15 protein-coding genes are annotated in these 12,235 nt (G+C 33.5%); 14 read left to right on the top strand and 1 reads right to left on the bottom strand.

The window, feature by feature from the left end; all coding sequences use genetic code 11:
- The first annotated feature begins 226 nt into the window (after window positions 1–226).
- From CWR45_RS10525 to CWR45_RS10495, 7 genes are all read left to right on the top strand, one after another.
- On the top strand, window positions 227–868 hold the full coding sequence (locus tag CWR45_RS10525; protein ID WP_115749822.1) for a YneB family resolvase-like protein: 642 nt from the start codon (window positions 227–229) through the stop codon (window positions 866–868).
- Between the two features lie 93 nt (window positions 869–961).
- Window positions 962–1,195, top strand: coding sequence for a DUF896 domain-containing protein (locus tag CWR45_RS10520; protein WP_115749821.1), 234 nt, complete (start codon window positions 962–964; stop codon window positions 1,193–1,195).
- 140 nt (window positions 1,196–1,335) lie between these two features.
- The gene (gene sirA / locus CWR45_RS10515; RefSeq protein WP_115749820.1) at window positions 1,336–1,794 is read left to right on the top strand and encodes a sporulation inhibitor of replication protein SirA; all 459 of its coding nucleotides are present in this window, start codon (window positions 1,336–1,338) and stop codon (window positions 1,792–1,794) included.
- Between the two features lie 45 nt (window positions 1,795–1,839).
- Entirely contained in the window at window positions 1,840–2,064 is a 225-nt protein-coding gene (locus CWR45_RS10510) for a YneF family protein (protein ID WP_114916459.1), read from the top strand.
- 981 nt (window positions 2,065–3,045) lie between these two features.
- Window positions 3,046–3,753, top strand: coding sequence for a cytochrome c biogenesis CcdA family protein (locus tag CWR45_RS10505; protein WP_115749819.1), 708 nt, complete (start codon window positions 3,046–3,048; stop codon window positions 3,751–3,753).
- Window positions 3,754–3,833: 80 nt separating this feature from the next.
- A complete protein-coding gene (locus tag CWR45_RS10500) occupies window positions 3,834–4,202 on the top strand; it encodes a response regulator (protein ID WP_115749818.1) in 369 nt (122 codons plus the stop codon).
- Window positions 4,203–4,245: 43 nt separating this feature from the next.
- Complete coding sequence (locus CWR45_RS10495) at window positions 4,246–4,707, top strand: CcdC family protein (protein ID WP_115749817.1); 462 nt, start codon at window positions 4,246–4,248, stop codon at window positions 4,705–4,707.
- 85 nt (window positions 4,708–4,792) lie between these two features.
- Here the strand turns inward: CWR45_RS10495 and CWR45_RS10490 are convergent, their stop codons facing one another.
- Window positions 4,793–5,263, bottom strand: a complete 471-nt coding sequence (locus tag CWR45_RS10490) for a DUF2621 family protein (protein ID WP_115749816.1) — start codon at window positions 5,261–5,263, stop codon at window positions 4,793–4,795.
- 243 nt (window positions 5,264–5,506) lie between these two features.
- On the opposite strand from CWR45_RS10490, the gene CWR45_RS10485 reads away from it, so the two are divergent.
- From CWR45_RS10485 to CWR45_RS10455, 7 genes are all read left to right on the top strand, one after another.
- A complete protein-coding gene (locus CWR45_RS10485; RefSeq protein WP_245975407.1) occupies window positions 5,507–6,631 on the top strand; it encodes an ATP-binding protein in 1,125 nt (374 codons plus the stop codon).
- A 386-nt stretch (window positions 6,632–7,017) separates the two neighbouring features.
- Window positions 7,018–9,729, top strand: a complete 2,712-nt coding sequence (gene acnA / locus CWR45_RS10480; RefSeq protein WP_115749815.1) for an aconitate hydratase AcnA — start codon at window positions 7,018–7,020, stop codon at window positions 9,727–9,729.
- Window positions 9,730–10,027: 298 nt separating this feature from the next.
- Entirely contained in the window at window positions 10,028–10,618 is a 591-nt protein-coding gene (locus CWR45_RS10475) for a TlpA family protein disulfide reductase (RefSeq protein ID WP_115749814.1), read from the top strand.
- A 208-nt stretch (window positions 10,619–10,826) separates the two neighbouring features.
- Window positions 10,827–10,967, top strand: coding sequence for an FbpB family small basic protein (locus CWR45_RS10470; protein WP_425453618.1), 141 nt, complete (start codon window positions 10,827–10,829; stop codon window positions 10,965–10,967).
- A gap of 98 nt (window positions 10,968–11,065) precedes the next feature.
- A complete protein-coding gene (gene tlp, locus CWR45_RS10465) occupies window positions 11,066–11,281 on the top strand; it encodes a small acid-soluble spore protein Tlp (RefSeq protein WP_115749812.1) in 216 nt (71 codons plus the stop codon).
- Window positions 11,282–11,487: 206 nt separating this feature from the next.
- Entirely contained in the window at window positions 11,488–11,913 is a 426-nt protein-coding gene (locus CWR45_RS10460; protein ID WP_115749811.1) for an acyl-CoA thioesterase, read from the top strand.
- The gene (locus CWR45_RS10455) at window positions 11,913–12,224 is read left to right on the top strand and encodes a hypothetical protein (RefSeq protein ID WP_115749810.1); all 312 of its coding nucleotides are present in this window, start codon (window positions 11,913–11,915) and stop codon (window positions 12,222–12,224) included. The genes CWR45_RS10460 and CWR45_RS10455 overlap by 1 nt, the downstream gene beginning before the upstream one ends.
- Window positions 12,225–12,235: the final 11 nt, after the last annotated feature.

Here is a 12,235-nt window from a genome sequence, read left to right as displayed (position 1 = left end):
TTCGTTCGAAAAAATTGTTGACAAGACCATATGTTCGTGTGATAATAAATTTAACAAATAACGAACAGAGGTTCTGTAAAACCAATTAGGGAGGAATTTATATGTTTGAAAAAATTACAAAAACAGATATATTTTATTTAGTTGCTTTTGCATTGACTTTAGGATTTTTATATTTTTCAATGGTTATAAGTGGATAAATTTTATTTATATTAAGGGGAATTACAAGGTGAGGGCTATACTATATTGTCGCGTAAGCACGGATAAAATTACGCAAGAAACATCTCTAGTTAGGCAAAAAGAAGAACTGCTTAATCTAGCTGCTAAACATCAAATGGTGGTTGTAGACTGTATTGAAGAGAAACAGAGCGGATATGATATAGAAAGAGAAGGTATTTTCCAAATGCTCGACTATTTTTCTGCGAACGAGGCGGACTGTCTTCTAATTCAAGATGAAACTAGATTAGGGCGCGGAAATACGAAAATTGCACTATTCCATCAATTAAATAAATTGCATGTTCGTATTTACACTGCTACACATGATGGTGAGTTAGAGCTTTCGGAATCGGATTCTATGGTGCTGCAAATCGTCGGAGTTGTGGAGGAATACCAACGTAAGATTCACAATATGAAGATTAAACGAGGGATGAAAAAGGCGGTTGCTGCGGGCTATGATCCTAGTAAAAATCTTACGAATCAAGATAAAGCACCAGGGAGGGAACGGATTGAGTTTCCAATTGAAGAAGTAGTGAGATTGAAAGAGAATAAACTTACCTTTGAAGAGATTACAAAAGTATTAAATGGACTGGGATATGATGTATCAAAAGCTACGGTGCATCGAAGATATCAAGAGTATCAAATACTTGAATAACAATAAAGTAAATAGTACTATTAAAAAAGCAAGAACGCAGGAAAAAGGTTCTTGTTTTTTATTTGATATTTTAATTTAGAGAGGATAGTATCGATGCTTTCACAAGAAAAATTGGGTCGTATTAATGAGCTTGCAAGAAAAGCAAAGAATGAAGGATTAACTGACATAGAGAAGCAAGAACAAAAAGATTTAAGAGAAGCATATTTAAAAAATGTACGAAGCTCCTTTAAAAATCAATTTAAAACGATGACGGTAATTGATCCAGCTGGTAATGATGTAACACCACAAAAAGTACGGGATATGCAGGAAAGAAATAAGAAACATTAATTATATAGTCAATCAAGATGATTTCCATTAGGAGTCATCTTTTTTTATTTAATCGACAAAACTAGTGTTCGTTTGCAATGCAATTTGACATGTTTCGAAAATAGAATATGTATAATATGATTTAAAAGGGAGCGATTTTAATGTATGAGTATTCTATTTATCGGATAAGAGAAGAAATTGCTAACCATTATTATCATAAAAGTGATATATTATATCGTTTTCTCAAAGAGTATGAAAAGAATAAAGAACTTCTATATTTACATGGGCAGTTTCTATATATTACAAATAAATTTACTCAAAAAAAAATAGAACTATATTTAAATAAATACCTTGCGAAAACTATTTCATATATTACAGAGCAATCAAAAATAAAAATATTTAATGAAAAACAGTCAATTACTTTACATCTAAATAAATACTGTATAAACTTTCGATGTGAGTCTCTTCATGATGCGGAAGAATTTTTGTTTCCTGTACTAAGAAAATATGACTCGTTATTATTTGTAATTGGTAATCAGCATGTAAATTATGGCTGGATTTCGCCAATATCAAAACTAAATACTGATCATGGAAATCTAGTATTGTATTCTTCACGCTGATTTAATATACTGTATAAGAGACAACACGAAGGAGGAAATACAGAAATGGACGTAATTTGGGTCGTGCTAATTGCTATAGCAGCATTAATTGCTGGTGTTGCTCTTGGATTTTTCTTAGCGAGAAAATACATGATGAACTATATGAAAAAGAATCCACCAATTAATGAGCAAATGCTTCGTACGTTAATGATGCAAATGGGTCAAAAGCCATCGCAAAAGAAAATCAATCAAATGATGCGTGCAATGAATAATCAAACTGATAAGAAATAGCAATAGTATCAAGGGTTATAAAATTTTATCAAAGTTTATTCGTTACATAAAATAGCATTTGGTTAATCTTTCTTTGCAATTATATCAATAAATTGGTTAATTTTACTCAAACCACTTTTTCTGTTAAAAAATTTAGCAGAGGGAGTGGTTTTTCGTTGTTGGATGAGTTTTAGTAGATTATAAATGCCGCTTTTTTTACAATAGACATTGATAAATATGCACCATTTATTAAACTTAAATTCATAAAAGTAACGAAGGCAAATTGAAGAGGGAGATTATTTCTTAAGTTATAGAGGATATGTAATTGCTCTCTCAGGGGTAAATCTCGATAAAGGCAATTCAATTATAAGTTTAGGTATCACTATGACAATCATTAAAGCATATTATTGAATTAATAATTAATTTTTAATGTTTACAAAATTGTAAACTTAAAAAAGGAAGCCCTAGACTTAGGAACGGCTTAGACAAGAAAATAATTAAACAAAGTCAAAAGCAAGATGTCAGATATTTTTGACTGTAAAAGGAATTCTAAATGCCACCGTAACTGGAAGTAAAATAAATTACTTCTATCGGTCAGTCCATTAAAACTTTTTTAGTACAAACGGTTTGTCCACTTGGATCAGTAATAATATAAATATATTAAGGAGTGATTTTAATGGCTTATAAAAAAGAAAAATAATATTTTATCAAACAAATAAAAATGGCCAAATAGATATAAAAATAATACTTTGTATTAACAGCGGTATGTTTGAGAGTACACCCATACTAAGATAAATAACATTTTATATCAATTGCTATTTATCATCATCACTTGGCGAATAAGAAGGCACACTACTTAAAAATATTAAGACCGTTACTTAATAGCTTAGCTAAGTTCTATATTTTCTAACAAATTCACTTATTTGTTGAATTAAATCGTAATAACTCGGGTTGCTTCTGTTAAAATAATAGGAGTTGAATGATTATTAAGGGGGAGTTTCTTTGTCAGAAATTAATGTGTTTCTTGCTTTCGGAGCAGGATTTTTATCTTTTATATCTCCATGTGTCTTGCCGCTTTACCCAGTATTCCTATCTTATATAACTGGGATGAGTCTAAGTGAAATAAAAGAGGAAAATAAGAAATTAAATAAAAAAGCATTATTACATACACTGTTCTTCTTACTTGGATTTTCGAGTATTTTTGTAATGATTGGCTTTACAACAACAACCTATATATCAACATTTTTACTAACCAACCAGGATGTTATTAGACAGATTGGAGCAATCTTAATCGTTTTCTTTGGTCTTGTAATTGTAGGGATTTTTAATTTTGAATTTTTAATGAAGGATAAGAAAATTCGTTTTAAAAATCGGCCAGCAGGTTTTATCGGTTCATTCATTATTGGAATGGCATTCTCATTGGGCTGGACACCGTGTACTGGTCCGATTCTAGCGATTGTACTTTCACTTGCAGTTACAGATCCGGGATCAGGAATGGTCATGATGATTTCTTACGTGCTAGGCTTTTCTATTCCATTTCTTTTACTATCATTTTTCATTGGGAAATTTACTTGGGTTAAAAAATATAGCACAAGTATAGTAAAAATTGGTGGATATGTTATGATATTTATGGGTATTGCACTCTTTTTTGACTGGATGACTAAATTAACTGCTTTCTTAGCGGGTTGGTTTGGATTTTCAGGCTTTTAATAATCGTTGAAGCTGTGGCAATTTTCCCGAAAGAATGTTGAATTCGCTACATGTAGTGAAACAATTAGGAGGAAAATTTAATGGCAAAAATACTAGTAGCCGATGACGCTAAATTCATGAGACTGACACTTCAGGCGATGTTAAGTAAAGATACACATGAAATCATAGGTGAAGCGGTAAATGGTGAAGAGGCTATTAAACTTTTTAAAGAATTACGTCCTGACTTAATTACGATGGATATTACAATGCCTGTTGTAAATGGGATTGATGCTATCAAAGAAATAATTAAATTAGATCCTAATGCAAAGATTATTGTATGCTCAGCTATGGGGCAACAAAAGGTAGTCGTTGAAGCTATTGAGGCAGGGGCAAAGGATTTTATTGTGAAACCGTTTGATGAGCGTAATGTATTGGCTACAATTAGTCGTGTGTTGAACACAATTGACTAGTATTGCTTAAGGAATGCTTAAGGAATCAGAAAGAGTGATAACCATGTTCTGGGTAATTGCAAGTACAATCGTTGCAGCTATAATGGCAACTCTCATGATATTTGTTCGTTTACGAGCAGCAAAAAGGCCTGCATCAGCGAAAAAAATTATTCTTCCGCCGTTAATGATGAGTACTGGCGCGTTTATGTTTATACTTCCTGTCTTTCGAGTTGAATGGATGCAGGTACTTGAAGCAATAGGAGTTGGAATCATTTTTTCTATATTTTTAATTAAAACATCTAAGTTTGAACTTCGTGATGGAGAGATATATTTAGTTCCTTCAAGAGCATTTCCATTTATTCTATTCAGTCTCTTAATCATTCGAATTATTATTAAGTTAATAATCGGAAGTTATATTTCAGTAGGGGAGACAAGTGGCATGTTCTTCCTTCTAGCGCTTGGAATGATATTGACTTGGAGAATTACTATGCTCTACCAGTACTTTCAAATTAAAAGAGAATTTTAAAAAAGATATGCAGAAGATTTCTTCTGCATATCTTTTTAGGTAAACATGATCACTACATAAACGTAACCGAAATTTGCACTTACATTTAAGCCTTGGTTTTCTTGTATCTTGATTGCCAATTATCACGATAATTACTTTTAGAAAGCTCAAAGAGATGCTCATACGGCGTTATGTCAATTTCTTTTTCTTTGAGTTTTTTTCTAAGGAATTTATGATCTCGTTTTGGTGTTGCGATAATATAACCTTCAATAATCGATTCCTGAGTTATCCTTTTTTGGTTCTTTTCGAGAGATACTTCCCCAACTTTACTAGCAATTGTTTGTTTGGCAACATCGCGAAATAGTTCCGGAACAGGTGACACTAGTTCTTCCAGTAAGGCTTTCTCCTTACCATCCCACATATGTTTTGTTTTTTCCATATAATATTCTTCCCAATCCATTACGGATTTTCCATCTTCTTTTGGTAGCTTCTTAAGGAATTTACGAAACATGAAAAATCCACCTATTGCCATTAAGCTAATTAACAAAAATCCCCATAACACGAGTAAAGTCCCCATAATTTCACCTATTTCTTAATTTTTGCAGAAATATTACTTTTCCGCAAATTTTTAATGTATTTTTGCAATTTTTTATAGTAATATACATGTAATCGAATAAATAAAATTAAAATGCAATCGTAATATTTTTTATATTTTAATTATAGTGGTCTTTTTAAAGACATACAAGTATCATATCTTATCGGATTCTTCATATACTAGATTAATAAGAAGATGGCAAAGAGCAGAGAAAGGAGGAGTTTGATGGATTCTGAAGGATTTAAATCAGAGAATACAGATAAGTGCAGTACATCGCAAAGTACCGTTAATGTAAAAAATAGTAAAGATAACGACTTAAATTTTGCTGCAATGCCTAGTTTTATGTTGAATTGGGTCGAATGCAATCGAGATGAAATTATTACAGTTTGGAATCTTAAAGGAAAGATGTTGTATATTTCTGATGCAATTGAACGATTAATAGGAATTAATAAGTCTGAACTTATAGGTTCTAGATGGTATGATCGCATGAATCCGGAAGATGTTAATTATCTATCACACCACTTAAATCGAAATATACACAAGAGACAGAAATTTATTATTAATTTACTCCACAAAAATGGAAAGTATATATCAACAGAGTGTAAGATCCAAAAATTAACGGATGATACTAGTGGTACTTCCTATTATATTGGACTACTAAAGGACATTACAGATAAACGGCAAGTGGAAGAACTAATGATTCGATCGGAAAAAATGTCTGTTGCAGGCCAACTTGCTGCAGGAGTTGCACATGAGATTAGAAATCCGTTGACCTCAATTAAAGGGTTCATGCAGTTACTGCAGGCAGGAGTGAGTCGTAAGGAAGAGTACTACAATATCATGTTAGATGAAATAGAGAAGATGGAGAAAATTACATCTGAATTGTTATTTCTCTCAAAGCCAGTTACGGATGATAGAAATGAAGAATCTTTAAATAGTATGATTGAAGATATAGTAAGTTTACTTCGGCCGCAAGCGAGAATGAAAAATATCGAAATTGTAATTGATAATCCAATATCAGATTATATCACTTGTGATCGATCCCAGATTAAGCAGGTCTTAATTAATCTTGTCAAAAATGCAATTGAGGCAATGGATACTCCAGGTGAAATTATAGTTAGTGTTGTATCCAGTGAAACGAAAGTAGTAATTTCAATAATGGATGAGGGTCCTGGAATTCCAGAAGATATACTCGAGAAATTAGGAGAACCATTTTTCACAACGAAAAAAAATGGGACAGGTTTAGGTTTATTAATTACAAAGCAAATATTAGAACGGCATAATGCGGTGTTATCTATTTTTAAAAATAGTGATAGAGGAAGCACCTTTCAACTGTCATTTCCAAAATAATAGATAGATATTATTCCTATGGATATAAGTTTTTTACTATGTATGATTTGCAAACGATCCTCTCGTTCCCGATGTGATATACAACTCCAAATTGTTTTCATTCACAACTAGGGAATAAATTCAGCTATTATATTTATTTTATAAAAATATTATAACGAGGGCAAACGTTAATTGCGTTTTTATATAAGAAAAACTTATCATAACACATAATATTTTAATATATACTGAAATGATAGATTTAATTGTTTTATGTAAACGAATACGATAAGATGTATATTGAAGGGGCTTTCTGAGTTTCTTAGATTGAAAGATAGTTTTATTTTAGGTAATTATAACCATTTTAATGAAAAGATGAAAAGTGAGAAAGTTTGGAAGGGGTAGCTTACATGAGCAATGAAAATGCATTTCAAGCAAAGAAACAATTTGAGTTACATGGGAAAAAGTATAATTATTACCAATTAAAAGCATTAGAAGAAGCAGGAATTGGCAATATTGAACGTTTGCCATTTTCGATTCGTGTGCTCTTAGAATCAGTAATACGACAACATGACGGACACCAAATTACAGATGAACATGTTAAAGCATTAGCAAAGTGGGGCAATAAAGAAGTTAAGGATGTTGATGTGCCATTTAAACCATCGCGTGTAATCCTTCAAGATTTTACTGGAGTACCTGCAGTTGTTGACCTTGCATCATTACGCAAAGCAATGGTTGACCTTGGTGGAAATCCGAATAAAATAAACCCTGAGGTTCCGGTTGATCTTGTTATTGACCATTCAGTACAAGTTGATCAATACGGTACAGCAAATGCATTGCAGGCAAATATGGATTTAGAATTTAAACGAAATGCTGAGCGCTATGAATTCCTAAACTGGGCACAAAAAGCATTTGATAATTATCGAGCAGTACCTCCTGCAACTGGAATCGTTCACCAAGTTAACCTTGAGTACTTAGCAAATGTTGTCCATAGTATTGAACAGGAAAATGGTGAATACAATGCATATCCTGATACATTAGTTGGAACAGATTCACATACAACAATGATTAATGGTTTAGGTGTATTAGGCTGGGGTGTTGGTGGAATTGAAGCAGAGGCAGGGATGCTCGGACAGCCTTCATATTTCCCGCAGCCAGAAGTAATTGGTGTTAAATTTACAGGTAGTTTCCCTGACGCAACAACAGCAACTGATTTAGCTTTAAAAGTAACGCAAGTACTGCGTGCAGAAAATGTTGTTGGAAAATTTGTTGAATACTTCGGACCAGGCTTAAAGGATATGCCATTAGCAGACCGTGCAACAATCTCAAATATGGCTCCTGAATATGGTGCAACTTGTGGATTCTTCCCAGTAGACGAGGAATCACTAAGTTATTTACGTTTAACAGGTAGAAGTGAAGAACAAATTGATTTAGTTGAAACATATTGTAAAGAAAATGGTCTTTGGTATTCTTCAGACCAGGCAGACCCAGAATATACAGAGGTTATCGAGATTAATCTTTCTGAGCTTGAACCAAACCTTTCAGGACCTAAGCGCCCACAAGATTTGATTACATTATCAAATATGCAAAAAGAATTTAATAAAGCAATCACTGCAAAAGAAGGAAACCAAGGATATGGCTTGGATAAATCTGAGTTTGACAAAGTAGTAACAATCGCACATCCAAGCGGTAATACATCTGTTATGAAAACTGGATCACTAGCAATCGCTGCAATTACATCTTGTACGAATACATCAAATCCATATGTTATGCTAGGTGCTGGATTAGTAGCGAAAAAAGCCGTTGAAAAAGGTCTAAAAGTACCGGAATATGTAAAAACATCATTAGCGCCAGGTTCAAAAGTAGTTACTCGTTATTTAGAAGATGCTGGATTACAATCTTATCTAGATCAATTAGGATTTAATTTAGTTGGTTATGGTTGTACGACATGTATCGGAAACTCTGGTCCTTTACGCGAGGAAATTGAGAAGGCGATTATGGAAAGTGATTTAATAGCCTCTTCTGTGTTATCTGGTAATCGTAACTTTGAAGGACGAATTCATCCATTAGTGAAGGCGAACTATCTAGCATCTCCACCATTAGTTGTCGCTTATGCACTTGCAGGTACAGTTGATATCGATTTAACGAAAGATGCAATTGGTACGGATAAGGACGGAAACCCAGTTTATATTCACGATATTTGGCCATCGATGCAAGAAATTAAAGAAGAAGTCAATAAAGTAGTTACACCTGAAATTTTCCGTAAAGAATACGAAAATGTGTTCAATTCCAATGAGCAATGGAATAAAATTGATACAACTGATGAAGCGTTATTTGAATGGGATGGAGATTCAACTTACATCCAAAACCCACCTTTCTTTGAAGGTTTGGCGAAAAATGCGGGAACAGTTGAAGCATTAAACAATTTACGTGCAATCGGCCAATTTGGCGATTCTGTCACTACTGACCATATTTCACCAGCTGGAGCAATTGCAAAAGATATGCCAGCAGGAAAGTATTTACAAGAAAAAGGTGTGTCACCAAGGAACTTTAACTCTTACGGATCTCGTCGGGGTAATCATGAAATTATGATGCGCGGTACGTTTGCTAATATCCGTATTCGGAATAAACTTGCTCCTAATACAGAGGGCGGCTATACAACTTACTGGCCAACAGGAGAAGTAATGCCTATCTATGATGCAGCGATGAAGTATCAACAATCTGGTACTGGATTAGTAGTATTTGGTGGAAAAGATTATGGTATGGGTTCTTCTAGAGACTGGGCGGCCAAAGGTACGAACTTATTAGGAATTAAAACCGTTATTGCAGAGAGCTTTGAGCGTATTCACCGTTCAAATCTAGTAATGATGGGAGTTTTACCACTGCAATTCCAAAAAGGTCAGAATGCTGAGAAACTTGGCTTAACAGGCCAAGAAAGCTTTAATGTGGAAATTGATGAAAGTGTTAAACCACATGATTTATTAAAAGTCACAGCAACTGATGAAACAGGAAAAACAACAGAATTTGAAGTTATTGCACGTTTCGATAGTGATGTGGAAATTGATTACTATCGTCATGGGGGTATCCTTCAAATGGTCTTACGTGAAAGAATGGGAGCATAACATGACGCTGGAGCTGGACGTGGCTATTCTCTCTAATTAAGTTATCCACAGCATTCAAATTGTATAGTTTCCTAAGCAATTAGAAAAAGCGTTCTACATAATAGTAGGACGCTTTTTTAATACTTTTCTTTTACGGTATATCGTAGAAATATAGCGGACAAGCCAATATATTAGATACGTATTTACGAATAATTTAAGAACAATCGGTTGAATCCCTTTACAAAAGTCATGAATATCCATAACATTTAATTATATTATTTATATCCATAAGAATTGATGAATTTCGGGGTGGAAAGTGATGTATAAAAAAATGACGGGTTTAATGATTTTACTAGTTTTGGTAGGAATCTTAATCGTTAATATTATCGATCAAAATAAACAAAATACGACAGAACGAATAAGCAATGAATTTGATGTTAGTGGGGATACGAGCGTTCAAGGCGGAGTAATTGCTCCTATAGAAAGTGTTGGCATTGAACCTGGTGAGTTGGCACCGGATATTGAACTCGAAGCAGCTGACGGCACCCAGTTTAAATTATCTGAACTTCGTGGAAAGAAGGTTTTATTAAATTTCTGGGCAACCTGGTGTCCGCCATGTAAAGAAGAAATGCCAGCAATGCAGCAATTTTACGATGCGCATAAAGATGAGATGGAAGTAATTGCGGTTAACTTTAAAGAAAAAGATCAAAAGGTACGAGATTTTATTAACGATTCTGTATACACTTATACGATTCCAATAGATGAAGATGGGGTTGTAAGCAATGAATATGGTGTCTATACGGTCCCTACAACTTATTTTATCGGAACAGATGGCATTATCCAGCAGCCTAGGAAGGTTGGGCCGATGACATATGAATATATGGAAGAAATGCTGCAAACCTTAAATTAATGAAAAAATATTTAATTAATTATGATTTAATATTATAATTTTTGATAAAAATGGTGATACTTCCAAATAATGTGAAACATGTATCTATCAGCTTATTAATAGATGCAATGTCGAGCAAATAGAGCATTTCCTATAGTGAATCAATTTTTATTCGGGACCGAACGAATTGAATATGGATGCTCTAGATAAGGAGTGAATCACTATTTCATTGAAAAAGAAAATAACATTCGAAGAGCTTGTTGAAGAAAATCGGAGGCAAATCTTGGAAGACCGTCGATTAATGGATGAAATTGAACAGAATTTAGAAATGAAGATGAATCAGTCATTAAAAAAAGTGAATGAAAATTAATCCAGTTGTCCCTTCTTGTGTATTAAGAAAGGGACATTTTTTATCGTATAATTTAGATTACAATTGGTATGATAATAATTATAGAAAGGAGAATGAAAATGACCAATAACTTTAGAAAACCAAACCCAGATGATCGAAGCGACAATGCCGGTAAATTACAAAGTATGATACAAAATACGATTGAAAATATGGATGAAGCAAATGAAACAATGCAGTTTTCAGATGGAGTAGAAAAAGAACAAATTATAGCTAAAAATAAACGCCGAGAACAAGCCATTGAAGTAATGCGTGAAGAAATACAAGATGAATCTTAATATAACTTTGGAAACTATGGCTGTCGTAAACTCTTGTGCGACAGCCATAGTTGAATTTATACATTGAGAAAGGCCTGTTGAATAAAATCTAAAATTTACATAATCTGGATTTAAAGATGTTTTATTAGGTACGAATATCAATTTTCAATTATCTAATCATTTTATGCTAATATAATAGAAGAGTAGGAAATATAGGGGGAAAGAGATTGAATATTGTTCGTACACCAATAGAAGTAAGATATCAAGAAACAGATCAAATGGGTGTTGTCTATCACGCTAACTATTTAGTATGGTTTGAAATAGGGCGTACAAAGTACATCGAGAGTTTAGGATTAAGTTATGCAAAAATTGAAGAAGAAAATGTAGTATCACCAGTAATCGATGCGCAGCTCTCATTTAAGAAGCCTGTGAAATACGGAGAAGATGTATACGTCGAAACATGGATAGAGGAATACGACGGACTCAGAACTACTTATGGGTATAATATTACAGATGCTAACGGAGAAGTAGCGGTAAGTGGAACTACGAAACATGTAATTGTTAAGAAAGATACTTTTAGACCTCTATCATTGCGGAGATCCTTTCCCGAATGGCATCAAGCATACATCGAGAGTATGAAGGGAGAATTGTAATGGCCTTTGGGATAAAACGAGAAGAACTAGTCACATGGAAGGAAAATGTCAAAAGTGGAAAGATTGATTTTTTAACCCACTATTGGCAAGATGATAGATTTCCAGACAGTACTACTGTAACAAAAGTGGGCTGTAATGATATAGAAAAATTAATTTCATGGGGTAAAAAATACGGACTCCAAGAGAACTGGATCGATAGGAAGGAACAATATCCACATTATGATTTATTTGGGGTGCATCAAGAAGAAGTATTGCGCAAAGAGGGCAAGTGGGAGCAGTTAAACCGATTCAATTTAATCAAAAATAAATAGAAGAGGCTATT

Source organism: Oceanobacillus chungangensis, assembly GCF_003369565.1.
Classification (GTDB): Bacteria; Bacillota; Bacilli; order Bacillales; family Amphibacillaceae; genus Oceanobacillus; species Oceanobacillus chungangensis.
Note: the sequence above shows the minus strand (reverse complement) of the source record. Positions and strands in the feature narration are given on the sequence as shown.